The sequence below is a fragment of the Micromonospora sp. H33 genome (genome assembly GCF_052068455.1).
Classification (GTDB): domain Bacteria; phylum Actinomycetota; class Actinomycetes; order Mycobacteriales; family Micromonosporaceae; genus Micromonospora.
Genome location: NZ_JBQHDE010000003.1, coordinates 214,001 through 237,479 on the forward strand (window position 1 = coordinate 214,001; position 23,479 = coordinate 237,479).

Genomic DNA, 23,479 nt, shown 5'->3' on the forward strand with positions numbered 1-23,479 from the left:
CGTGTCTTCACAAGCGCCTACCCTGTAGTTCCGACGCGCCCTGCTAGCACAGCCGGCAACCTCGGTCGCCAGCGGGAGTCCCGAAGCGGCCGACCGGCGGAGTTGGCCCAGGATCGCACCGCACGGAGTCTCATGAGTCAGCACCGTCACCCAGGCGCGCCCGGCCGCCCCGGCGCCGTCCCCGCGCTGCCGGACCTGCCCGAGGCGACCGTCGCCCGGCTCCCCGAGTACCTCCGCGCCCTGCACAACCTTGCCGAAACCGGCCACGAGACGGTGTCGAGCGAGGGGCTGGCCAGCGCCGTCGGGGTGAACTCGGCCAAGCTCCGCAAGGACCTGTCGCACCTGGGGTCGTACGGCACCCGGGGCGTGGGCTACGACGTGGCCCTGCTGATCGACCAGATCGAGTACGTGCTCGGGCTCACCCATCGGCGGTCGGTCGCCCTGGTCGGCGTGGGTAATCTCGGTCACGCCCTGGCCGGTTACGACGGCTTCGCCACCCGCGGCTTCCGCATCGCCGCGCTCTTCGACGCCGACCCGTCGCGCGTCGGCGAGGAGATCAACGGCCTGGTCGTCCGGCACGTCGACGAGCTGCCCCGGATCGCCGCCGAGGAGTCGATCGCGATCGGCGTGATCGCCACGCCCGCCGCTGCCGCGCAGCGGGTCGCCGACCAGCTGGTCGCCGCCGGTGTGACGAGCATCCTGAACTTCGCGCCCTGCGTACTCTCGGTCCCGGACGGCGTCGACGTGCGCAAGGTCGACCTCGCCATCGAGCTGCAGATTCTGTCCTTCCACGAGCACCGCAAGGCGTCCCTGACCGCGATCCCCGCCACCACCGGCGGGTCCACCCTCACCGCCCTGCCCGGCGGCCTCGCGGCCGCCGACCCCCAGGAGGCGATCGGCACGTGAAACTGCTCGTCGTCGGTGCGTCCTACCGCACCGCTCCGGTCGCGACACTGGAGCAGCTCGCGGTCGCGCCCGCCGATCTCACCCGCACCCTGGACCGGCTGGTCGCGCAGCCGTACGTCACCGAGGCCGTACTCGTCTCCACCTGCAACCGGGTGGAGGTCTACGCCGCCGTGTCCGGCTTCCACGGCGGTCTGGGCGACATCTGCGCCGTCCTGGCCGAGCAGGCCGGCTGCCAGCCGGCGGCGCTCGCCAACCACCTGTACGTGCACTTCGACGCCGCCGCCGTCGACCACGTCTTCCGGGTCGCCACCGGCCTGGACTCGATGGTCGTGGGCGAGGCGCAGATCCTCGGCCAGCTCCGTGACGCGTACCACTGGGCGTCCGGCGCCGACACCACCGGCCGACTGCTGCACGAGCTGATGCAGCAGGCGCTGCGGGTGGGCAAGCGCGCCCACTCCGAGACCGGCATCGACCGGGCCGGGCAGAGCGTGGTCACCGCCGCGCTCGACCTCGCCGCCGAGCATCTCGACGGCGACCTGACCGGCCGTCCGGCACTGGTCGTCGGGGCGGGGGCCATGGGCTCGCTGGGCGTGGCGACCCTCTCCCGGCTGGGCGCCGGGCCGGTCACCGTGACCAACCGCGGTGCCGACCGGGCGGTCCGGCTGGCCGAGTCGTACGGCGCCGCCGCCGCGCCGATGGCCGAGCTGACCACGACGCTCGCCACGGTGGACGTCGTCGTGGCCGCCACCGCCGCCACCGAGCCGGTCCTCACCCGCGAGGTCGTGACCCGGGCGCTCGCCGACCGGGACCCGGCCCGCGGCCCGCTGGTCCTGCTCGACCTGGCCGTCCCGCGCGACGTCGAGCCCGGCGTCGCCGAGCTGCCCGGCGTCGAGGTGATCGACATCGACCGGATGGCCACGCTGATCGCCGACGGCCCGGCCGCCGCCGACGCCGCCGCCGTGGAGCGGATCGTCGTCGGCGAGGTCGACGCCTTCCTCACCTGGCTGCGGGGCGCCGACGTCGCGCCGACCGTGGCCGCCCTGCGGGGCCGCGCCGACGACGTGGTCAGCGCCGAGCTGCGCCGGCTCGCCCAGCGCCGCCCCGACCTCACCGACGACCAGCGCGCCGAGGTGGCCCGGACGGTGCACCGCGTCGTCCAGCGCCTGCTGCACCAGCCGACCGTGCGGGTCCGTCAGCTCGCCGCCGAACCCGGTGGTGACCAGTACGCGGCCCTGCTGCGCGAGCTGTTCGACCTCCAGGTGCCGCAGACCTCACCGGTCGACACCGTCCCCGACGTGGTGGAGCCCGAGGCCGTCCCGCCGTTCGGCGGCACCGCCGGGCTTCCGCTCGGCGACACCGCAGGCCTCCCGCCGTTCGGCGGCGCCGCCGACGTCCCACCCACCGGAGGTGAGCGATGAGCACCGCCCCCCTGCGCCTCGGCACCCGGGGCAGCGCCCTGGCGATGGCCCAGTCCGGGCATGTCGCCGAGGCGCTGACCGCCGCCACCGGCCGCCCCGTCGAGCTGGTCGAGGTGGTGACCGCCGGCGACCGCTCGAACGCCCCGGTGCACCGGCTCGGTGTCGGCGTGTTCGTGTCCGCGCTGCGCGACGCCCTCGCCGCCCGCACCATCGACTTCGCGGTGCACTCGTACAAGGATCTGCCCACCGCGGCGGCCCCTGGGCTGCACATCGCGGCGATCCCACCCCGGCAGGACCCGCGTGACGCGCTCGTCGCCCGGGGCGGCCGTACGCTCGCCGAGCTGCCGCCCGGCGCGCGGATCGGCACCGGTGCGCTACGCCGGATCGCCCAGCTGCACGCGCTCGGGCTGCAGCTGGAGGTCCAGCCGATCCGGGGGAACGTCGACACCCGCCTGGCGCGGGTGCTCGGCCCCGACGCCGACCTGGACGCCGTCGTCCTGGCCCGGGCCGGGCTCGCCCGGCTGGCCCGGACCGACGTGATCACCGAGACGCTCGACCCGATGCTGATGCTGCCCGCGCCCGCCCAGGGGGCGCTGGCCGTGGAGTGCCGGATCGACGACCCGGACCTGGTCGAGTTGCTCGCCGTGCTCGACCACGCACCGTCCCGCGCCGCGGTCGTCGCGGAGCGGGCGCTGCTGGCCACCCTGGAGGCCGGGTGCAGCGCACCGGTCGCCGCCTACGCCGAACTCGCCGAGGGCGACTCCGGTGATGAGATCTACCTGCGCGGGGCGGTGATCAGCCCGGACGGCGCCCGTGACCTCCGGCTGTCCCGCACCGGAACGCCCGCCGACGCGGCGGAGATCGGTAAGGCACTCGCCGCCGACCTCCTCGACCTCGGCGCCGACTCGATCCTCGGCCAGGAAGGACACACCGGCCCGGGGACCCAGCAATTTGGGAGCACAGAATGACCCGCACCCGTAAGCCCGTCGGCCGTATCGCGTTCGTCGGGGCCGGTCCCGGCGACCCGGGCCTGCTGACCCGCCGGGCGCACGACGCCCTGGTCGACGCCGACCAGGTGGTGTACGACCGGGGAGTCCCCGAGTCGCTACTCGACGTCGTCCGCGCGGAGGCGAAGGAGGACGCCCAGTTCACCCCGGCCGAAGGCGCGCCGGGTGACGTGGCGAAGGTGCTGATCTCGGCGGCCCGTTCCGGGCTGAACGCGGTGCACCTGGTCGCCGGGGACCCGTTCGGCCACGAGTCGGTGGTCAAGGAGGTGCAGGCGGTGGCGCGTACCGCCGCGCACTTCGAGGTGGTCCCGGGCGTCGGGCAGGCCGAGGGTGTGGCGACCTACGCGGGCGTGCCGCTGCCGGGCGTCCGTACGGTGGCCGACGCCGAGGACGTCACCACGCTGGACTTCGACGCGCTGGCCGCGGCCGTCACCCGCGGCTCGCTGGCGCTCGCGGTTGACGCGGGCGACCTCGCCGCCGTCCGGGACGGGCTGCTCGCGGCCGGGGTCGACGGCGGCACCGCCGTGGGGGTGACCGGCGACGGCACCGGCGAGACGCAGTACACCACCACGTCGATCGTTGACTCCTTCGTCGCGGCGGCGCTCGGCTTCACCGGCCGGGTCGTGCTCACCGTCGGCGACGGCGTCGGCCAGCGGGACAAGCTCAGCTGGTGGGAGAACCGCCCGCTGTACGGCTGGAAGGTGCTCGTCCCCCGGACCAAGGAGCAGGCCGGCGCGATGAGCGCGCGGCTGCGGGCGTACGGCGCCATCCCCTGCGAGGTGCCGACCATCGCGGTCGAGCCGCCGCGCACCCCCGCCCAGATGGAGCGGGCGGTCAAGGGCCTGGTCGACGGCCGGTACGCCTGGGTGATCTTCACCTCGGTGAACGCGGTCCGCGCGGTGTGGGAGAAGTTCGCCGAGCACGGTCTCGACGCCCGGCACTTCGGCGGCGTCAAGATCGCCTGCATCGGTGAGGCGACCGCCGACGCCGTCCGCGCGTTCGGCATCCAGCCGGAGCTGATCCCGTCCGGGGAGCAGTCCTCGGAGGGCCTGCTGGCCGAGTTCTCGCCGCACGACGAGGTCCTCGACCCGGTCGGCCGGGTGCTGCTGCCGCGCGCCGACATCGCCACCGAGACGCTCGCCGCCGGGCTCACCGAGCGCGGCTGGGAGGTCGACGACGTGACCGCGTACCGGACGGTCCGGGCGGCGCCGCCGCCGGCCGAGATCCGCGACGCCATCAAGTCGGGCGGGTTCGACGCGGTCCTCTTCACCTCCTCGTCCACCGTCCGGAACCTGGTCGGCATCGCGGGGAAGCCGCACGCGCGTACCGTTGTTGCTGTCATCGGGCCCAAGACGGCGGAGACCGCCACGGAGTTCGGCCTGCGGGTCGACGTGCAGCCTCAGCACGCCTCGGTGCCCGACCTGGTGGAGGCGCTGGCCGCCTACGCCGTCGAGCTGCGCGAGAAGCTCGCCGCGATGCCGGCGAAGCAGCGGCGCGGTTCGAAGGTGCAGGGGCCGACCGCCCTGAGGTTCCGCTGACCCTGGAGGCTCCCGTGCCGTACCCCGAGATCCGGCCCCGCCGGCTGCGCCGCAACGCCGCCGTGCGACGGCTGGTCTCCGAGACCCGCGTCGACCCGGCCGAACTGGTCCTGCCGATGTTCGTCAAGGAGGGGCTGACCGAGCCGCGGGCCGTGGCGTCGCTCCCGGGGGTGCTCCAGCACTCCCGGGACTCGCTGCGCAAGGCCGCCGTCGAGGCGGTCCAGGCCGGGGTCGGCGGGATCATGCTCTTCGGGGTGCCGGAGTCGCGGGACGAGCGCGGCTCGGGCGGGATCGACCCGAACGGCATCCTCAACGTCGCCATCCGGGACGTGATCTCGGAGGTGGGCGACGCCACGGTCGTGATGAGCGACCTCTGCCTGGACGAGTTCGCCTCGCACGGGCACTGCGGCCTGCTCACCCCCGACGGCGGGGTGGACAACGACGCCACCCTCGCCGCGTACGGCGAGATGGCGGTGGCCCAGGCCGCCGCCGGGGTCCACGTGGTCGGGCCGTCCGGCATGATGGACGGCCAGGTCGGCGTGGTCCGCCGGGCCCTGGACGCCGCCGGGCACCAGGACGTGAGCATCCTCGCGTACGCCGTGAAGTACGCCTCGGCCTTCTACGGACCGTTCCGGGATGCGGTGGAGTCGGCGCTGGAGGGCGACCGCCGCACCTACCAGCAGGACCCGGCGAACCTGCGGGAGTCGCTGCGCGAGGTCGAGCTGGACGTCGCCGAGGGCGCCGACATGGTGATGGTCAAGCCGGCGCTGCCGTACCTCGACGTGGTCGCGGCGGTCCGAGCCGCGGTGGACGTCCCGGTCGCGGCCTACCAGGTCTCCGGCGAGTACGCGATGGTCGAGGCGGCCGCCGCGAACGGCTGGATCGACCGCGAGCGGGTGATGCTGGAGACGCTCACCTCGATCCGCCGCGCCGGCGCGCAGATCATCCTCACCTACTGGGCAGTCGAGGCCGCCCAGCTGCTGCGCGAGCGCTACTGACCATCGTCCGCACGGTCGGCAGGGCGGGCCCAGCCGCCGGCCGGCGCCCCTCCTCGGGCGGTGGAAACGCGAGCTGCTGAGGTAGCCACCAGATGCTCAGCAGGTCGCCATCTCCCGCCTTGGAAGTGGGCGGCGGGCCGCGCCACGGAGGCCGGGGCGACACCTGACCTATGAAGAGCGACCGGGGCGGGCGCAAGCTCGCAGCCCCGCCATCAACTCTCTACCCGGCGACCGACGCACCGTCGGTGACCGTCCGTGACTGGGCGACCGGCACCCCGCACTCACCTTCGCAGCCTTTGCTCTGCACCTCTATCCGCACCACTCACGGACAGTTGCTGGTGCGGATTGGGGTGCAGAGCAAAGGCTGCGAGTGGGGGTCTGTGTCGCTGTGGGTGCCAGGTGCGAATTGCCTGGTCAGCGGTGTGCTGGAGCCAGCGCCGGGCGGACGGGGACCGCGGAGGCCGAGTGCGGAGAGTGATTGTCGGCATCGAGGGGCCTCGTAACTGTTAGTTATCCAAGCCGGTGTCGCGGGGAGTTCCAAGTCGGGAGGGGGGCTTCGAGGGCTGCCAGCCCCGGCCGCTTGCGGACCGCGCGTTGTCCACAGGGGCGTCCCGTTATCCACAGGGATGACCACCAGGGTGGCGCAGGGGACGCCCATCGGCGACCGTGACGGCATGCCTTCGCCGTACCCCTGCGGGCGACCTGTTCCGGCGACCTCGCTCAAACGAGGCTGTCAATCGGCGGCAGCCGAACCACGCGATGCGACAGCGCCATGCAGGGAAGCCGCACGAGTCGAGGTGGCACGCGAGGCCCCCGCAAGAATCGAGGCGCCGTCAGGAGTCGACGGAGTGGCGGGAGTCGACGAAGTGGCGGGAGTCGAGGCGCCGTCAGGAGCCGAGGCTACCCGGCGGGTCAGTCCTGACGATGAGGCGTGGCCGGTGGTCGGAATCGTTCGGGCCGCCCGGCGCCGGGCGGACTGGAGTCAGCGGGAGTTGGCCCGGCACGCGGGCGTCCATCACGCCACGATCGGTCGCATCGAGGCGGGGCGGTTGACGCCGAGCCTCGCGCTCCTCCAGCGTGTCCTCGGCGCGGCCGGATTCCGGCTGGCCGTGGTCGACGGCGATGGGCGGGTGCTGCGGCCGATGCGCGACCGGGACGACATCCGTGACGGTGCTGAGCGTCGGTACCCGTCCCACCTCGACACCATCCTGGATCCCGAGCCGGGTGAGTGGTGGGCGGACATGTACGGGCTGGCGCGCCCGCCGGAGACCTTCTACCGCAGTCGGGTGCTCCGGGACGCGTTGCGGCGCCGCAGCCAGTGGGAGGTGCGCGTGGCCAAGTACCGGAACGTCCCGCCTCCGCCCGACGTGTTCCGCAGCGCCCGGCGCCGAGCGATGCTGGAGGCGGACATGAACGACGAGGACGGCCCGCCGGTCCGGTGAGTGCCGGGCCGACGGGCCGCCGATCGACGGTGACGGGTCAGTCGTCGTTGACGATCGTGCCGGTGCCCAGCGCGTCGGCGAGGCGGAGCCCCGGCACCCCGGCCACGAGCAGCGTCAGCTTCTCGTCGGCCTCGCGCTTCCGGTCACCGCGCACGGTCACCGGGAACGTGAGGGCCGTCTGGCCGGCGGCCAGCGTCTTGCACCCGACGTACGACTCGTAGTCCGAGCCGCTCTGGGCGGTCGTGCCGTAGGTGGCGGCGCAGACCAGGACCGGCTGGGAGAGCGGTCGGGACACGGTGGCGGTGAAGGCGAGCTGCGTGGTGCCCCGGTCGCCCTCGACCACCGACGCGTCCGCCACGCTCAGGGACGCGCGGGAGCGGAAGCGGGCCACCTGCGGGTCGTGGTCGCTGGAGCCGCGCGTGCCGTCCCCGGCGTGCTCGGCCGGCCAGTCGGCGTTGATGTGCGCGGCGCGCATCTGCACCAGGTCGCCGTGCAGCGCCTCGTTCACGAACAGGTGGTCCAGCGTCTGCGCCTGCCCCTCGAAACTGTACGAGTACGCGGACGACGGAGCGTCGGCCAGCAGGTCCTCCCAGAGGTTGCGCAGCCCCGCCTCGTACAGCGGGCCGAGCTGGTCCGACGGGGTCGGGTCCGCCCCGGTCGCGATCGGGTCGTCGGGGCGCGGGAAGACGTTCAGGTCCCCGCCGTACACCACCCGGGCGTTCGGGTCGGACGCCTCGATGGCCGCCACGATCGCGGCGCCATACGCGGCCTGCTCCCGGCGCTGCCCGACCCGGCTGTCCGGACCGGACGAGTAATGGTTGCTCGCCGCCCACACCGTGAACCGCTCGCTCGACCCGGGCGCGGCGGCCACGGTGAACTTGCCGAGCTGCGGCGCCCGGGTGAAGACGTCATCGCCGTCCTTGCCGGTCGAGGTGTCCACGTCGGACGGGAGCACCGCGTTGAGGGCCTTCGGGTTCTGCACGTCCGCGTTGGACGGCAGCCCCGCCGACCGGTACTGAACGGTCGGCGACGAGCCCAGCAGCGGGTCGTCGGCGGTCGCCTCGGCCAGCGAGACCCGGTCGGTGCGGTAGAGGAACGCCGCGGTGATGCCCCGGTCGTCCGCGCCGGTGCGGTCGTACGCGGCCGCGTAGGCGGGACCACCGTTCCCGGCGATGGTCAGCGCCAGCTCCTGGAGGGTGTCCGGCGCACCGTCGGCGTCGTTCGTGGTGCCGCACACCAGCTCGGTGCCGCTGACCGTGCAGATGTCCTGGTCCTCCGCCTCCTGCACGAGGATCAGGTCGGGGGAGTGCAGGTCGGTGGTGATCTGGTCGGCCAGTGCGGCGAGCTGCTCCCGGTACTCCTCCTCGCTGCCGGGCACGTAGTCGAACGGCGGACGCACTCCGGTGCAGCCGGCGTTGCCGGTGAAGTCACAGCCGTCGAACGGGTCGTCGCGGAAGTCGTACAGGTTCTCCACGTTGTACGTCGCGACCGCGAACTCCTCCGACCGCTTGGCCGGCTGCGGCGGGTTGTTCTTCGACGGGTCCGCCCCCTCGGCGAAGGCGGCCGTCTCGACCTGGACGCCGTACTTCTCGAATGAGTAGTAGAGGCCGCCCACCGCGTCACCGGTCAGGGTGTCGAAGGTGTGCGCCGGTGACAGCAGCGTCGTGCTGTCCCCGGCCACGGCCTTGACGCCCATGCTGCCGAGCATGATCCGCTGGCCGTTGCCGTCATCGAAGGTGCGGGCCGGGTCGTTGTCGAGCGGGTGCGTGTCCCGGAAGACCCGACGGGCGTACGGGTCGGCGCGGTCGAGCAGCGGGTCGTCCCGGTCGATGACGAACGTCTCCGCGTCGGCGGTGGAGGCGAAGACGTTCCGCCCGCTGACCGCCGCGCTGCCGGCCCGCACCCGCAGCCGGGCGCCCTCGTGCCGCTCCCAGAAGCGCTGCGCGTCCGCCAGGTCGACCGGCGGGACCGCGTCGGTCACCGTGACCACGTTGGCCACGTCGAGGCCGGAGGCGACCTTGCGGACCAGGGAGGCGCTGGAGAGCTGGGTCATGTTGAAGAACTCGGAGACGCGGGCACGCAGCACCACCTCGTCGCCGACGGTCGGCACGTAGCCGCCGATGAGCGACGTGAACGAGCCCATGAAGACGAAGATTCCGTCCGAGCTGGTCGGGTCGCCGTCGGTGGCGTCGGACCGGCTCTGGAGGAAGAAGCCGTGCTGGTCCCGGCCGGACGAGTCGCGGGCCAGGGTGCGCTGGGTGATCACGCCGCGGACGTCGTACAGCGTGCTGCTGGTGCCGTTGCCGCTGGCCGGCGCGAGCGGCGAACGGTCGGCCGGGCCGGACTCGGCGTCCGTGGTCGGGCCCTGCACCTCGCCGACGGTCAGCTCCCGGGTGACCTGCACGGCCAGCGTGCAGGTGGCGGTGGTGCCGTCCGCGTCGGTCGCGGTCAGGACCACGGAGTACGCCCCGGCGGCCAGGCCGGCGCTCGCGGTGACGGTGGCCCGGGCGGTGCCGCCGACGGCCTCGGCGGGGGTGACGGCGGTACGGCTGATCGAGCCGGCGGCCGGCGTCGGAGTGACCGACGTGACGGCCAGGTCGACGATCCGGTCGTCCGGGTCGGTCGCGGTGACCTCGCGGGTCGCCGCGCTGCCGGACGGGGTGACGAGCGCGCCGCCGCAGGTGACGGTGGCCGGCACGTCGACCGGGCCGCCGCCGTCGACGGTGTGCGCGCCGAGCCCGTCGACCGTGTCGACGGCGAAGCCGGCCCACTGGGCGGCCGGGTCGAAGGCGTCGGCGGGATCGGTGTCGCCCGCCGTGACGCTGCCCAGGCGGCGCAGCGTGTTGTCGGCGGTGCTGGTCGCCCCGGAGCCCCACTCGGTGCCCGGATCCACACCCACCTGACCGATCGAATCGAGCACGGTGTCGCCGCGCCGGAGGACGACCGCGTCGTCGCCGTTGAACAGGCCGGCGCCGGTGGTCTGGTCGGCCTGGGCGAGGATCGCCGCGTTCGCCGACGATTGGGCGAAGACGTGGACGTCACCGGCCGCGACCGTGCCGGTCAGCGGGAAGGCCGTCGGCGTGGTGGAGCCGTTGAAGTACAGCAGCAACTGATAGCCGCCGGCGGCCAGGTCGATCGGCGCGCCGGTGCCGTTGAAGAGCTCGATCGCCTTGTTGTTGGACGAGCCTTCGACGTACTCGGAGATGAACAGGTCGGTGGGCGCGGCGCTGGCCGCGGTGGGTGCGACCCCGACCGCCGTGACGGTGACGGCGGCCGTGGCGGTCGCGAGCGCGGCGAGTGTGCGGCGCGGGCGCATGAGGCCTCCACGGTGGGTGGACATGAACTAACGCACGTTAAGTGGCGTTGTTGACCGCCGTCCATCCCCCGACGGACCGTTTCGTGAACTTCTCAGCGCCCCGCGTCGAGCCGGTGCACCAGGTCGGCCACGTCCACGCTGTACTCGCACCACTCGCGGTCGGGCCGGTAACCCAGCTCGGCGTTGACCTTGAGCATCGCCTCGTTGGCCTGGGCGTTCCAGGTCTGCACCTCGACGAGCTGCGGCTCGGCCGAGCGCAGCTCCAGCAGCATCCGCGCCTTGATCGCCCGGTCGATGCCGTACCCGCGGTGGTCCTGGACGACGATCGTGTCGTACTGGTCGGCGCGGGTCGGGTGCTGGGCCGGCACCACCACCTCGGTCAGGCCGGCCACCTCGCCGGTCTGCTCGTGCTGGGCGAGCACGATGTACGGCTTCATGCCCCGCCGGTGCAGGCAGTCCAGGCTGTCGCGGAGCCGCTGCGGGTCGTACGAGCTGGGGCGCAGCTCGCCGTCCTCGACGTCGCGTACCTCGGCCTTGGCCCGCGCGTACGCCTCGATCAGCTCGTCCGGTGGCCCGCCGGGGTGGAACTCCAGGTGGTACCCCGCGCCGATGCCGGCGGCCATCTCGGCCAGCTCGGTCCAGTCCACCGCGGTGAGGTCGAGCACGCTGCGGGTCTCCACGTACTCCTTCGTGAAGCCGATCGCCTCGTAGAAGGCGACCGCCGGGGTGTCGCCGACCACCTCGACGCCGATCGACTGGAAGCCCTCCTGGTAGACCCGGCGGGCGGCGGTCCGGACCAGCTCGCGGCCGAGGCCGCTGCGCCGCTCGGACGGGTGCACCAGCACCTCCAGCACGCCGATGTCGCCGAGCAGCAGCACATGGACCTGCCCCAGGATCGCCCCCGGGGTGCCGTTGGTGGCCGGCTCCGCCTGGGCGACCCAGGAGATCCGCCGCTCGCCCGGCATCACCTCGGCCAGGTATTCCCGCAGGGAATTCTCCTGCCACGGCGGATCCCGCGGCAGATCGACCGCCAGGACCGCGTTCAGCGTGTCCAGCAGCGACGCGATCTCGGCGGACGACGCGGTCCTGGGGTCCCACTCGCGCACCATCACCCGTCTAGCTTGCCGCTAACGGCTGCTCGGGGGAAGTGTCCAGTTCTCCAATGTATGCGGACGATCACATCACGTACGGCTCGCCTGCCCGTACTGGTTGGCCTTGTCGAACACGTCCTGCGCGTACCGGCGGACGTCGTTGTACGACAGGATGGCGTTCCACCAGTCGCCGGCGATGGTCAGGTTGCGGCCCCCCTTGCACAGGTAGTTCGCGGCGGCCAGGGCGGCATCGTCGATGTCATGCGGGTCCCTGCGGCCGTCGTTGTCCGCGTCGGCGCCGACCTCCTGCCAGGTGGTCGGGATGAACTGCATCGGCCCGATCGCCCGGTCGTAGGTCGTGTCCCGGTCGAGCACCCCGCGGTCGCTGTCGCGGATCAGCATCCGGCCGCCCTGCCCGTCCAGCGGGAGGCCGATGATCTCGGGAACCGCCCGGGCGTCGGGGCCGAGCCGGGCGCCGTTGGCCTGCCCGTGCGCGGATTCGACGTGCCCGATCGCGGCCAGCGTGGTCCAGCTCAGCCCGCAACTGCGGTTGGTCTGGGCGAGGACCAGCTCGGCGTAGCCGTACGCCTGCATCGCCACCGGGGCGATGCCCACCTTCGGGCCGATCTGGGCGGCCCAGGCGGCGAGGGCGTCGGCGGGTCGGCCGGTGCCGGGCGCGGGGACGACGCCCGGGCCGCCGGTGGGCGCCACGACTGTGGGCCCGCCGAGCGGCGGCAGCGTCGTGGCCGGCAGCGGTGCGCCCGCCGCCAGCGTCGGGTCGGGAACGGCCGTCGGCGCGCCAGCGGTGGCGTCCACCGCGACCGGCCGGGAGCGCACGGCCGCGGGCACCAGCAGGGCGCCGGCCGCGGCGGTCGCCGCGACCAGGAACAGCAGGAAGACGCCGGGCAGGGTGAGCCGGCCGCTGGGGCGCCGCGACCAGTCGCGGACCGCCCGTGCCGCACCCGCCGCCATCCGTCCGGGCTGCGTGCGTACGGCGTGCGCGAAGGGGACCCGGCGCCGCCGGGCTCCCGCGGGCCCATCCGGGGCGGCCGGGTCGACCCGGGTCAGCGGGTCGACGCGGGTGACGGTGAGGTCGTCGCCGGTGCGTGGCGGCGCGTCCGTCGACGGTTCCTCCGTGCGCGCTGCGACCTTCAGCGTCGGCGCGTCCCGGCCCGCCGGCTCGTCCTCGTGCGGCGGCCCGGTCGCCGTCACCGGCTCCGCATCGGTCTGCGCCGCGGGGCGGTCCTCGGTGTGCGGCGCCTCGTCGTCGGTGGGTGTCGCCGAGCGCAGCCACGGCCGGCGCGGACGGGGCACCGACGCGACCGGTTCGTCCGGGGCGGCGCCGGAGGCGGCGAGTGGCCCGTCGGGCGGCGCGGCCGGCCGGAGGGGTCGATGGGTCGTCCTGTCCTCGCCGTCCACCACCCGTCGAGTATCACCCATGTTCCGCCCGACGTCAGGACCGGTCGTACGCTGGTGCCATGCCCCGGTACGAGTTCCGCTGCCGCGCCTGCGGCGACACCTTCGAGGTCAACCGTCCGATGGCGCGGGCCGCCGAGCCGGCGTCCTGCCCCCAGGGGCATGACGACACGGTCAAGTTGCTGTCCACAATCGCGGTGACCGGCCGCGGCGGTGCGGGCGCGCCCTCGCCGGCACCGAGCGGCGGCGGCTGCTGCGGCGGCGCCTGCGGTTGCTGAGCCGCACTCGGAGTCCGTCGGTACGGCGGCCGCCCTTGCCCGCACAGAGACGTAGTGGCACCTTGGGGCGGAACCGGGCCGGCCGTTCTCACGATGCGTGACGGCTTGCTTTCAGGCAGCATGAACCCGACGTCACGGGGCGGAGGTTCCACGCATGTCGCCACGGATCCACCTCCCCACCGGGTGGGTGACCTTCGTCTTCACCGACATCGAGGGCTCGACCCGGCTGGCCCAGCTGCTCGGGCCCGACTACCGGCCCGTTCTGCGGGAGCACCGGCGTCTGCTGCGCCGGACGATCGCCGCCACCGAGGGCGCGGAGCTGCTCACCGAGGGGGACTCGTTCTTCCTGGCCTTCGGCGACGCGTCCGCCGCGTTGACCGCCTGCCTCACCGCCCAGCGGGCCCTGGCCAGTCATGACTGGCCGACGCAGGAGGCCGTGCCCCGGGTCCGGATGGGCCTGCACACCGGGTGGGCGGAGCCGCGCGACGGCGAGTACGCGAGCCCGGAGGTCCATCGCGCCGCCCGGGTCGCCGCGGCCGCGCACGGCGGGCAGGTGCTCTGTTCGGCGGCCACCGCGAAGCACGCCGACCCGCTGCCGTCCGGCGCGTCCCTGCTCGACCTCGGCCTGCACCGGCTGCGCGGCTTCGACGACCGGGAGCGCCTGTTCCAGCTCGTCGCCCCGGGGCTGGAGCGGCAGTTCCCGCGCCCGCGTACCGCCGACGCCGTGGCGCACAACCTGCCGACCCAGGTCACCTCGTTCGTGGGCCGGCAGAACGAGCGCGCCGAGCTGCGGCGGCTGGTGGAGGGCCACCGGCTGGTCACCGTGCTCGGCGCGGGTGGCGCCGGTAAGACCCGCCTCGCGGTGGAACTCGCCGCCGATCTGGTGGAGTCCTATCCGGACGGGGTCTGGTTCGTCGACATCGCCACCGTCACCGACCCGGGCCTGGTGGCGTTCGCCATCGCCGCCGTGCTCGGTCTCCGCCCGGAGCCGGGCCGCCCGATGGTGGACACGCTGGTCGAGTACGCGGCCGCCCGCCGGATGCTCGTCCTCCTCGACACCTGTGACGCCCAGCCGGCCGCGTCGGCCGAGGTGATCTCCCGGCTGCTCGCCGGCGGGGTGGGCGTCCGGGTCGTCGCCACCAGCCGGGAGTCGTTCGGGCTGCCCGGCGAGGTGGTGTGGCGGATCCCTCCGCTGTCGGTGGACCCGCCCCCGAACGGCGCGGAGAGCGACGCGGTCGCGCTGCTGCTCGACCGGACGGCCGCGGCCCGGGGCGGCCGGCAGCCGGACCCGGCCGAGTCGGCCGACCTGCGCCGGGTGGTGCAGCGGCTGGACGGCCTGCCGCTCGCCATCGAGCTGGCCGCCGCCCGGCTGCGGGTGCTCTCCGTCGGCCAGCTCGCGGAACGACTCGACGACGTGCTGGGCACTCTGGACGCCGGCCGGGACGACCCGGAGCCGCCGGCCGAGCGCGGCTGGACGGGCAACCAACAGGACACGGTGGACCTGGTCGCGGCTGCGGTCGGGATGAGCCCGCCCACCCCGGCCACCCGCGCGGTGCAGCGGTCGGCGACCGAGCGGCACCTCACCATGCAGGCCACCGTCACGTGGTCGTACCGGACGCTCGGCCCGCGCGCCGCCCGGCTACTGCGGTGGCTGGCGGTGTTCGTGGGACCGGTGGACCTGCCGACCGTGGAGTGGCTGCTCGGGGACGACCCGCTCGATCCGCTGTCGGTGCTGGTGGACAAGTCGATGGTGCTGGCTGAGCCGCACGCCTCGGGCAGCACGTACCGGATGCTCGACCCGATCCGCGCGTACGCGGCCCGGCGGCTCGTGGAGGCGGGGGAGGAGCAGGCCGCCCGGGACCGGCACGTGGCCTGGTCCGCCCACGCGCTCCAGCGGGCGCACCTCGGTCCGGACGGCCGGCCGGTCACCCTCTCGCTGTACGCGCTCGACCCGCTCGCCGGTGAGCTGCGCGCCGCGCTGCGCTGGTGCGCCACGGGCGGCAGCGCCCGGGCGGGGCTGGAGCTGACCGGCGGGCTGGACCAGTGGTGGCGGGAGCGGGGGCTGGCCCGGGAGGGGCGGCTCTGGCTGTCCCGGCTGTACGGCCGGATCGCCGAGACCGGGGAGCGGATCCCGGAGGCGGAGCTGGCGGCGGCGTACCACATGCACTCCCTGCACGCGGGCGCCGACGGCGAGTTCGCCGAGGAGCTGCGCTTTTCGCAGCGGGCGGAGGAGGCGGCGCGGCAGGCCGGCGACGCGGGCCTGCTCGCCCGGGTCCTGGCGGGCCGGGCGGCCCCGCTCGTCGACATGGGACAGTTCGCCGAGGCCGAGCGGGTGTGCCGGGAGGTGATCGACTGGGCGCACCGGCAGGACGTGGTGGGTGACGCCCTGTTCGCCGTGTTCAGCCTGGCCGAGCTGCTCTGGCGCCGGGGCGCGCTGGACGAGGCGGCCGAACTGCTCGGGGCGGCCCGCCCGGTGGAGGCGGCCCGCCCGGTCGAGCGCGGCCGGCGCTCGGTGGACATGCTGCTCGGCTTGGTCGCGCTGGCCCGGGGTGACCTGATCGCCGCACACGAGCACCTGCTGGTGGCGCTCCGCTCCCGCATGGCCCACGGCTTCCACGGCCGCGCCTGCGACACGCTGCACGCGATCGCGGTGCGCTGCGCCGCCGGGGGCGACCCGCTGACCGCCGCGCGGCTGTTCGGGGCGGCGCAGGCCACACGGGCGAGCCTCCGCTCCACACCGGGTATCTACGGCGCGTACTGGGCGCAGCGGCAGGCGGAGCTCCGCGGAGTGCTGGGCGACGTGGCCTTCGACGGTGCGTACGCCGAGGGCGCGGAGCTGGGCCTGGAGGAGGCGGCGGCACTGGCGCTCGGCGTCGAACACCCCGACCTGGCCGCAAACTCGACGAGGTTCGCCACGGGCGCCCCCCACCCGGCCCCCCGCCAACCCACCGGCGCCTCAACCCCCCACACCGAACACGCCTGACCCACCGGCCCACCCGCGCGCTGCCCTCGGCCCCGACACGCGTTGATCATGAGGTTAGCGGCGGTGTCGATCTCCCTGGCTGCCGCTAACCTCATGATCAACTTGTTCCGTGGGGGTGGCGGTCAGGCGCGGGTGGTGGCGCGGCGCTCGGCGTCGGCCTTCATCCTTGCGGCGCGGTCGATGTCGGACTGTTGGACCGCGGCCGTGGAGCCGAAGACGCTGACCGCCTGGTAGTAGGTCCAGGCCAGGCTGTAGCAGGCGGGACGGACGACGGAGCTGTACGTGGCGCAGACGCGCTTGAGGTCCTCGTAGAAGGCGCTGTCCAGACGGGACTTGTTCGACGAGAACAGGCCCATCGCCTTGTAGTTGCGGTACCCGAAGTCGTGCCGGTAGCAGGAGAGGGTGAAGTTGAACCCGAGCGGGTTGTCCGGGCTGGACGAGCAGTAGTCGGTCGACCAGTTGAAGGCGTAGTCGGACCAGGCGGCCTTGTTCAACCGGCCGGCGTTCCACGCGTTGTAGCTGGTGGCGCTGGTCTGGGTCCAGCTGGACAGGACGGAGAGCTTCTGCTCGCGCGTGACGGCGGCGGCCGGGGAGGCCAGGCCGAGCACGACGAGCAGGGTGACCGCGAGCGAGGCGAGGACGGTGGCGAGGCGTCTGGACACGGTTACCTCCGCGAGGGTGTGCGGGAGTGCAAGTTACCGGCGGGTTACCGGATGTAGATCAGTGTCGATCCCGTACCTCGCGGCGACCTCGCGGGCGTCTCAACAATTCGTGGCCGGCGCCCAAACAGACGAATGCCCCGGGCGCCAGGGGCGCCCGGGGCATTCAGCGGAGATCGGTCAGCGTACGAAGGCCGGCGGGCTGGCCGGGCCCTCGTTGGCCACCCGGTCGACCGCCCGTACGTAGTAGGTGTACGAGTGGCCGGCCTCGGCGGTGGTGTCCACCCAGGACTGGACGTCGCCGGTCGCGCGCACCGTGTCCACCAGGTGCGCGGCGTCGGCCAGGTCGCACCGGTCGGCCAGGCCGACCCCGTCGAGGCGGTAGATGGCGTACGAGGTCGCGGAGCCCAGCGGGCCCATCCCGTCGGCCGGCTGCCGCCAGCTCAGCCGGACCCCGTCGTCCTGCCACGTCGCGCCGGTGACCACCGGCATGAGCAGCGGCTTGGCCGGCAGGTGCGGCATGGCCGGCACCAGCGCCGGGCGCGAGTAGTGCTCGGCGGCGTAGATGTCGGTCGCGCCGAGGCGGTTGGCCCGCACCTGGACGGCCGAGAAGTGGACGTTGCCGAGCACCTCGGGGTACTGCCGGTTGAGCGTCAGGTGGTCGGACAGCTCGCGCGGGTTCATCCAGAACGAGCCGTACACCGGCTCGCCGCTCTTGTAGTCGGCCTGCCCGATGTAGAGCTGCACGCGGGTTCCGCGCACCTGCTCGGCCCACCACGGCACCAGCCGCGCGTAGTCGGCGGCCGGGTACTGGCCGATGTACCAGTAGAGCTGCGGCACCACGTAGTCGATCCACTCCTCCTTGATCCACTTGCGGGTGTCGGCGGAGATGATGTCGTACGACTGGCTGCCGGTGGTGTCCGAGCCCAGCGGGTCGACGGACTTGTTGCGCCAGATGCCGAACGGGCTGACACCGAACTTCACCCACGGCTTGACCGACTTGATCTTGGCGTTCATCTCCTGGACCAGCAGGTTGATGTTGTCCCGCCGCCAGTCGGCCTTGTTGGTGAAGCCCCGGTTGAACTCCGCGAACGTCGCGTCGTCCGGCACCTGGTGGGTGCCGCTCGGGTACGGGTAGAAGTAGTCGTCGAAGTGGACGCCGTCGATGTCGTACCGCTTGACCGCGTCGAGCATCGCGGTCTGGACGAACTCGCGGACCTCGGGGATGCCGGGGTTGTAGTAGAGCCGGCTGCCGGCGACGCCGGCCGGCGGGTACGCGAAGACCCACTCCGGGTGCTCGCGGGCCGGGTGGTTGGGCGCCAGCTTGCTGATGTCGGCGCCGGCGCCGCTCGGTGCCGGCATCGAGACGCGGTACGGGTTGAACCAGGCGTGGAACTCCAGGTTCCGCTTGTGGGCCTCCTCGACGACGAACGCCAGCGGGTCCCAGCCCGGGTCCTTGCCGCGCACCCCGGTCAGGTACTCCGACCACGGCTCGTGTGGCGACGGCCAGAACGCGTCGGCGGTCGGGCGGACCTGCACGACGACGGCGTTGTGGTTGAGCCGCTCGGCGAGGTCGAGCCAGCCCAGGTACTCGGCCTTCTGCGCCGCGACCTGGTCCGGGGCGGTCCAGGAGCCCTTGGTGGGCCAGTCGATGTTGGTGACCGACGCGATCCACATGGCGCGGAACTGCCGCTTCGGGGTGGCCGGGTCGGTGGTGCAGGTGGTGGTGGAGGCGGCGCTGGCCGTGTCGGGCGTCGCGGTCGCCGGGGTGGCGGCGACGAGCGCCCCCAGCAGCGCCGCGGCGAGCCCGGCGGCGCCGAGCCGAGTTGGCTTCATCCGGTGTGTCCCTTCGTTGGACCCCCGTGACAGGGTTCGACGCGGCGCCCTCGGCAACATCCGCCGCTGACTAAGTGCCGCTGGTAGAAAATTTTCACACCGTACGCGCTCCGCGCAAGGGGTCTGCGCCCGATCGATCCGTCCGTCGCTCTCCGGGTCCGTCGAGTGGCCCAGGCCACCTCGCAGATCGTGACGACATCCACACGCCAGGTCGTGACCCGGTTGCGGCCTCGTGACCCCTCCCCACCCGGGGGCCTCGTTCACGGAAAGAGTGGCTGTTCCACGCGGAACAGCCACTCTTTCCCGGTAAGTGCGGCAACCCCGGTCAGGGGCGGGGTTGCGGGGTGGCCGTCGGGCCCTTGACCACCGGCTTGCCGTTCTGCCAGACGACCTCGTCGAGCCAGACCTGGCGGCCGGGGTCGACGGTGCCCTCCTGACCCGGCGGCCAGGCGTGGTAGAGCAGCCAGGTGCGGCCGTCCTTGACCACCATCGACGCGTGGCCGGGGCCGGAGGCGACCTCGTTGCTCCGCAGGATCGGGTTCTCCGGGGCCTTCACGCACGGGCCGGCCGGGCTCTCGCAGACCGCGTAGCCCTCCGCGTACTGGGCGCGGTCGTACGCGTTGGCGGCGAAGAACAGGTACAGCCGCCCGTCCTGCCGGTGCAGGAACGGCCCCTCGATCAGGGTGCCCTCCCACGGCTCGGTCTGCTTGAGCAGCTTCGTCGGCTCGCCCACCAGCGTGAGCCCGTCGTCGGCGAGGCGCTGCGACCAGAGCCAGGTGTCCACCCCGATGGCGTTGCCGTCGTTCTTCCAGAGCAGCCACAGGCTGCCGTCGGTGTCGCGGAACGGGCTGGCGTCGATCGCGCCGCCCAGCTCCGCCTGGCAGATCAGCGGCCCGGTCGAGTCGTCCCGGTACGGCCCCGCCGGCGCGCTCGCCACCGCCCGGCCGACGCACTGCCGGCCCGACTCCCGTCCGGCGGCGGTGTAGTACAACACGAACCGGTCCGGAGCCAGCTCGATCACCTCGGGCGCCCAGTTCTTCCCCGGGTCCACCCAGTCCGGCAGCTCCGGCAGGGCGTCGCCGGCCGGCGTCCAGGTCACCAGGTCGGGCGAGGTGAGCACCGGGACGTTCCGGCCACCGGCGTTGGTGTGGAACAGGTACCAGGTGTCGCCGACCCGGATCGCCTGCGGGTCGGGGGCGTCGCTGCGGACGACCGGGTTGGTGAACATGCGCGCGTCGTCTCCCGTACTCGAAGGGGCTTCTCCACCACCGCAACCGGCGACGAGCAGTGCGGCGGCGAGCACCGCCGCGCCGCGCCGCCGGGTCCGGCCGCCCGTCATCCCTTCAGGCCGCTACGCGAGACGCCCTGGATGATGTGCCGCTGGGCCAGTACGAAGAGGATCAGCACCGGCACGCTGGCCAGCACCGCGCCGGCCATGATGACGGGGTAGTCGGTGACGTACGCGCCCTGGAGCAGGCCGAGGCCGGGCGGCAGGGTCAGCATCTCCGGGCTGAAGAGGACGTAGATCGGCCAGAGGAAGTCGTTCCAGTTGGTGAGGAACGACAGCACGGCGAGGGTGGCCAGCGCCGGCTTGGAGAGCGGGAGCACCACCCTCCAGAAAATCTGCCACTGGCTGGCGCCGTCCAGCGTCGCGGCCTCCTCCAGTTCCCGCGGCAGGGAGAGGAAGAACTGCCGCAGGAAGAACACCCCGAACGCGCTGGCCGCGCTCGGCACGATCACCACGGTCAGGGTGTCGAGCCAGCCCAGCTCGTCGACGATGAGGAAGTTCGGGATGATCAGCGAGGTCGGCGGGATGAAGAGCGTCCCGACGATCAGCGCGAAGAGCACCGTACGGCCGCGGAACCGCATCCGGGCCAGGGCGTACGCGGCCATCGAGGCGGTCGCCAGCACCAGCAGCGCGTGCAGCGTGGCGGCGAGCATGCTGTTGAGGAACCAGCGCAGCACCGGGTTCGCCGAACTGTTCAGGATCTGTTCGTAGCCGTACCCGGAGAGTGGGTCGGGCAGCCAGGTCGGCGGGATCTGCTGGGCCGCGGGGTAGGTCTTCAGTGAGGTGATGACCATCCACACCAGCGGCGCGAGGAAGACCAGGGCCAGCGTCACCAGGGTGGCGTAGAGGGCGGTCTTGCGCAGCGCCGGGGCCGGACCGCGCGCGTCCGCCGGCGCGCTACCGCGGGTCGGCGCGGTATCGCGGACGGTCTGCGTGGGCGTCGTCATGGCGGTCCCCTCAGTCTTCCCGGTATCGGAAGAGGCGGAAGTTGGCGATGCTCACCACGGCCAGCATCAGCGCGAACACGACGCTCATGGCGGCGGCGCGACCGGCGTCGTTGTCGCGCAGCCCCTCGTTGACGATCAGCCAGACGACCGTGCGGGTCTCGGTGCCGGGCGCACCCTGGGTGATCAGGAAGGACTGGCCGAACACGTTCGCCGAGGCGAGCACGGTCGTGGTGAGTACGAAGAGCAGCACCGGGCGCAGACCCGGGAGCGTGACGTGCCGGAACCGGTCCCAGGCGCTCGCCCCGTCCACCTTCGCCGCCTCGTAGAGCTCGGCCGGGATGTCCTGGAGGCCGGCCAGGTAGATCACCGCGTTGAAGCCCGCGGTCCACCAGACGGTGACCCCGACCAGCGCGATCCACGCCCACGGCGTGTCGGTCACCCAGGGCGTGTCCGCCGGCAGCCCGACCATCCCGGCGAGCCGGTTGACGAGGCCCAGGTTGGCGTCGAGCAGGAACCGCCAGAGTAGGCCGATCACCGCTACGCCCAGCACGTACGGCGCGAAGTAGACCGCCCGGAAGAAGGTCCGGCCGGGGAACGAGCGGTTCAGCAGCAGCGCCAGCCCGAGCGGAACGACCAGCAGCAGCGGCACCGACAGCACGGTGAAGATCGCAGTGGCCCGTACGCTCTGCCACCAGTCTCCGTAGATCGCCGAGTCGCTGGAGAAGAGCTCCCGGTAGTTGTCCAGCCCGACGAAGGGCCGGTGGGGCAGCTGGAAGTCCCACTGGTGGACGCTGAGCCACACGCCGAGCACGATCGGCAGCAGGCCGAAGACCCCGAAGAGCACCAGGTACGGGGCGAGGAAGAGATAGGGCGTCGCCCCTCCGGCCCGGCCCGCCGAGGCGCCTCGGCGGGCGGCCGTGGCCGCCGGGGGCGGCGCGTCACCGCGCGCCGCCCCGACCTCGATCACGTCCGCCACCGAGAATCAGCTCCCGTACTTCTTGCGGTTGTCCTCGAGCTGCTTGTTGGCCTTGGCCACCCCGTCGTCCAGCGCCTGCTTCGGCGACTTCTTGCCCAGCGCCGCCTCCTTGAACGAGTCGTAGAAGGTGGTCATCACCTCGCCCAGGCCAGGGGCGGCCGGTGGGAACGCGGCGTACTCCAGCTCGGGGGCGAGCGCGTTGACCTCGGTCAGCGCCTTGAAGCCAGCGTCCTCGCGGACCGTCTTGCGGGCCGGCACCTGGCCGCCCTTGGCCCAGTCCAGGGAGTGCTGGCTCAGCCAGTTGATGAAGACCTTCGCCGCGGAGACCTTGTTGGCGTCGTTGGCCCGGCCCTTGACGATGGTGAAGTTGTGCGAGTTCGCCCAGGCGGCCGGCTGGCTGCCGATCTGCGGCAGCGGCGCCACGCCCCACTGCATCTCCGGGCTCTTCTTCAGGTCGTTGATCTGCCAGATGCCGTTCCAGTTGAAGGCGTTCTTGCCGCTCTTGAACGCCAGGTAGTCGGCGTCCTGGCCGACGTTGGCCGGGGAGTGGCCCTGCTTGATCATGTCGACCAGCCAGGTGCACGCCTCCACCGCGGGCTCGGAGTTGAAGGTGGCCGTACGCGCCTCGCCGTCGAAGACGCTGCCACCCCACTGGTGCAGCACCGAGTAGAAGGTCATGCCCCCGGTGAACTGGAAGGGGCTGACCCAGAAGCCCTGGACGCCGGACTTCTTCAGCTCAGTCAGTGCGGCGGTGTACTCGTCGCGCGTGGTCGGCGGCTTGTTCGGGTCCAGGCCGGCCTTCTGCATCACCGCCTTGTTGTAGTAGAAGCCGAGCGGGTGCATGTCGAGCGGGATGCCGTACCGCTTGTTGTTGTAGAGCCCGCCCTTCCAGACAGTCGGGGCGAAGTCGCCCTCGCTGAGCTCCAGGGTCTTGGCCACGTCGTCCAGCTCGGTGATCACGCCGCGCGCGGCGAAGGTGGCGAGCTGGTCCATGTGCATGACGGCGATGTCCGGGCCGCTGCCGCTGGAGGCGGCGCCGGGAAGCTTGCTGTAGTAGTCCTGCCACTGGTACGTCGCGATCGACACGGCGATGTTCTGGTGCTCGGTGTTGAACTGGTTCACCAGCGTCTTGAAGATGTCGCCGTCACCGCCGGTGAACCCGTTCCACAGCTTCAGGTCGACCTTCGGGCCGGTGTACTCCTTGCCGCCGTTGCCGGCCGCCGGTCCGGCGTCGTCGTCGCCGCCGCAGCCGGCCAGGGTCAGCGACGCGGCGGCGCCGAGCCCGAGCCCGAGTAGCCGCCTCCGGCTCATCTCGTTGTGGATCATGCTGTTCAACTCCTTGGGGGGACGGGATGAATTCTGCCTGGTCAGAGCCGGTGC

At 72.9% G+C, this 23,479-nt stretch carries 17 protein-coding genes; 8 read left to right on the plus strand and 9 right to left on the minus strand.

Going from position 1 to position 23,479, the window contains the following annotated elements:
- Nucleotides 1-132: 132 nt before the first annotated feature.
- The 6 genes from ACTMS0_RS10205 to ACTMS0_RS10230 all read left to right on the plus strand — a co-directional run bounded on the left by ACTMS0_RS10205 (nt 133) and on the right by ACTMS0_RS10230 (nt 7,309).
- On the plus strand, nt 133-906 hold the full coding sequence (locus ACTMS0_RS10205; protein ID WP_441154904.1) for a redox-sensing transcriptional repressor Rex: 774 nt from the start codon (nt 133-135) through the stop codon (nt 904-906).
- On the plus strand, nt 903-2,324 hold the full coding sequence (locus tag ACTMS0_RS10210) for a glutamyl-tRNA reductase (RefSeq protein ID WP_441154905.1): 1,422 nt from the start codon (nt 903-905) through the stop codon (nt 2,322-2,324). Before ACTMS0_RS10205 ends, ACTMS0_RS10210 begins: the two co-directional genes overlap by 4 nt.
- Nucleotides 2,321-3,292 carry a hydroxymethylbilane synthase gene (hemC, locus tag ACTMS0_RS10215; protein ID WP_441154906.1) on the plus strand — a complete coding sequence of 324 codons (972 nt, stop codon included), beginning with the start codon at nt 2,321-2,323 and terminating at the stop codon, nt 3,290-3,292. Before ACTMS0_RS10210 ends, hemC begins: the two co-directional genes overlap by 4 nt.
- The gene (locus tag ACTMS0_RS10220) at nt 3,289-4,869 is read left to right on the plus strand and encodes a uroporphyrinogen-III synthase (RefSeq protein WP_441154907.1); all 1,581 of its coding nucleotides are present in this window, start codon (nt 3,289-3,291) and stop codon (nt 4,867-4,869) included. The genes hemC and ACTMS0_RS10220 overlap by 4 nt, the downstream gene beginning before the upstream one ends.
- Nucleotides 4,870-4,883: 14 nt before the next feature.
- On the plus strand, nt 4,884-5,867 hold the full coding sequence (gene hemB / locus ACTMS0_RS10225; protein ID WP_441154908.1) for a porphobilinogen synthase: 984 nt from the start codon (nt 4,884-4,886) through the stop codon (nt 5,865-5,867).
- Between the two features lie 938 nt (nt 5,868-6,805).
- Entirely contained in the window at nt 6,806-7,309 is a 504-nt protein-coding gene (locus ACTMS0_RS10230; protein ID WP_441154909.1) for a helix-turn-helix domain-containing protein, read from the plus strand.
- Between the two features lie 37 nt (nt 7,310-7,346).
- On the opposite strand, the gene ACTMS0_RS10235 is transcribed toward ACTMS0_RS10230, so the two are convergent.
- From ACTMS0_RS10235 to ACTMS0_RS10245, 3 genes are all read right to left on the minus strand, one after another.
- Entirely contained in the window at nt 7,347-10,625 is a 3,279-nt protein-coding gene (locus tag ACTMS0_RS10235; RefSeq protein ID WP_441155160.1) for a lamin tail domain-containing protein, read from the minus strand.
- Between the two features lie 92 nt (nt 10,626-10,717).
- The gene (locus ACTMS0_RS10240) at nt 10,718-11,734 is read right to left on the minus strand and encodes a GNAT family N-acetyltransferase (RefSeq protein ID WP_441155161.1); all 1,017 of its coding nucleotides are present in this window, start codon (nt 11,732-11,734) and stop codon (nt 10,718-10,720) included.
- A 72-nt stretch (nt 11,735-11,806) separates the two neighbouring features.
- Nucleotides 11,807-13,138, minus strand: a complete 1,332-nt coding sequence (locus ACTMS0_RS10245) for a lytic murein transglycosylase (protein ID WP_441155162.1) — start codon at nt 13,136-13,138, stop codon at nt 11,807-11,809.
- 56 nt (nt 13,139-13,194) lie between these two features.
- Here ACTMS0_RS10245 and ACTMS0_RS10250 point away from each other — a divergent pair, with 56 nt between their 5' ends.
- Together ACTMS0_RS10250 and ACTMS0_RS10255 are read left to right on the plus strand one after the other, a co-directional pair.
- Nucleotides 13,195-13,410 carry an FmdB family zinc ribbon protein gene (locus ACTMS0_RS10250; RefSeq protein ID WP_441154910.1) on the plus strand — a complete coding sequence of 72 codons (216 nt, stop codon included), beginning with the start codon at nt 13,195-13,197 and terminating at the stop codon, nt 13,408-13,410.
- Between the two features lie 154 nt (nt 13,411-13,564).
- Entirely contained in the window at nt 13,565-16,393 is a 2,829-nt protein-coding gene (locus tag ACTMS0_RS10255; protein WP_441154911.1) for an ATP-binding protein, read from the plus strand.
- Nucleotides 16,394-16,515: 122 nt separating this feature from the next.
- Here the strand turns inward: ACTMS0_RS10255 and ACTMS0_RS10260 are convergent, their stop codons facing one another.
- The 6 genes from ACTMS0_RS10260 to ACTMS0_RS10285 form a co-directional block, all read right to left on the minus strand.
- On the minus strand, nt 16,516-17,055 hold the full coding sequence (locus ACTMS0_RS10260; protein WP_441154912.1) for a phospholipase: 540 nt from the start codon (nt 17,053-17,055) through the stop codon (nt 16,516-16,518).
- Nucleotides 17,056-17,232: 177 nt separating this feature from the next.
- Nucleotides 17,233-18,888, minus strand: a complete 1,656-nt coding sequence (locus ACTMS0_RS10265) for a glycoside hydrolase family 10 protein (protein WP_441154913.1) — start codon at nt 18,886-18,888, stop codon at nt 17,233-17,235.
- A 325-nt stretch (nt 18,889-19,213) separates the two neighbouring features.
- Nucleotides 19,214-20,227 carry a glycoside hydrolase family 43 protein gene (locus ACTMS0_RS10270; RefSeq protein WP_441154914.1) on the minus strand — a complete coding sequence of 338 codons (1,014 nt, stop codon included), beginning with the start codon at nt 20,225-20,227 and terminating at the stop codon, nt 19,214-19,216.
- Nucleotides 20,224-21,123 carry a carbohydrate ABC transporter permease gene (locus ACTMS0_RS10275; RefSeq protein WP_441154915.1) on the minus strand — a complete coding sequence of 300 codons (900 nt, stop codon included), beginning with the start codon at nt 21,121-21,123 and terminating at the stop codon, nt 20,224-20,226. Before ACTMS0_RS10275 ends, ACTMS0_RS10270 begins: the two co-directional genes overlap by 4 nt.
- A 10-nt stretch (nt 21,124-21,133) precedes the next feature.
- On the minus strand, nt 21,134-22,099 hold the full coding sequence (locus tag ACTMS0_RS10280; RefSeq protein ID WP_441154916.1) for a carbohydrate ABC transporter permease: 966 nt from the start codon (nt 22,097-22,099) through the stop codon (nt 21,134-21,136).
- A gap of 6 nt (nt 22,100-22,105) precedes the next feature.
- Entirely contained in the window at nt 22,106-23,425 is a 1,320-nt protein-coding gene (locus tag ACTMS0_RS10285; protein ID WP_441154917.1) for an ABC transporter substrate-binding protein, read from the minus strand.
- Nucleotides 23,426-23,479: the final 54 nt, after the last annotated feature.

Excerpts from the sequence above, each read along its gene's own strand:
- ACTMS0_RS10205 (WP_441154904.1), top strand. The coding sequence starts at position 133 with ATGAGTCAGCACCGTCACCCAGGCGCGCCCGGCCGCCCCGGCGCCGTC.
- hemC (WP_441154906.1), top strand. The coding sequence starts at position 2,321 with ATGAGCACCGCCCCCCTGCGCCTCGGCACCCGGGGCAGCGCCCTGGCG.
- ACTMS0_RS10220 (WP_441154907.1), top strand. The coding sequence starts at position 3,289 with ATGACCCGCACCCGTAAGCCCGTCGGCCGTATCGCGTTCGTCGGGGCC.
- ACTMS0_RS10235 (WP_441155160.1), bottom strand. The coding sequence starts at position 10,625 with ATGCGCCCGCGCCGCACACTCGCCGCGCTCGCGACCGCCACGGCCGCC.
- ACTMS0_RS10240 (WP_441155161.1), bottom strand. The coding sequence starts at position 11,734 with ATGGTGCGCGAGTGGGACCCCAGGACCGCGTCGTCCGCCGAGATCGCG.
- ACTMS0_RS10250 (WP_441154910.1), top strand. The coding sequence starts at position 13,195 with ATGCCCCGGTACGAGTTCCGCTGCCGCGCCTGCGGCGACACCTTCGAG.
- ACTMS0_RS10255 (WP_441154911.1), top strand. The coding sequence starts at position 13,565 with ATGTCGCCACGGATCCACCTCCCCACCGGGTGGGTGACCTTCGTCTTC.
- ACTMS0_RS10265 (WP_441154913.1), bottom strand. The coding sequence starts at position 18,888 with ATGAAGCCAACTCGGCTCGGCGCCGCCGGGCTCGCCGCGGCGCTGCTG.
- ACTMS0_RS10270 (WP_441154914.1), bottom strand. The coding sequence starts at position 20,227 with ATGACGGGCGGCCGGACCCGGCGGCGCGGCGCGGCGGTGCTCGCCGCC.
- ACTMS0_RS10275 (WP_441154915.1), bottom strand. The coding sequence starts at position 21,123 with ATGACGACGCCCACGCAGACCGTCCGCGATACCGCGCCGACCCGCGGT.
- ACTMS0_RS10285 (WP_441154917.1), bottom strand. The coding sequence starts at position 23,425 with ATGATCCACAACGAGATGAGCCGGAGGCGGCTACTCGGGCTCGGGCTC.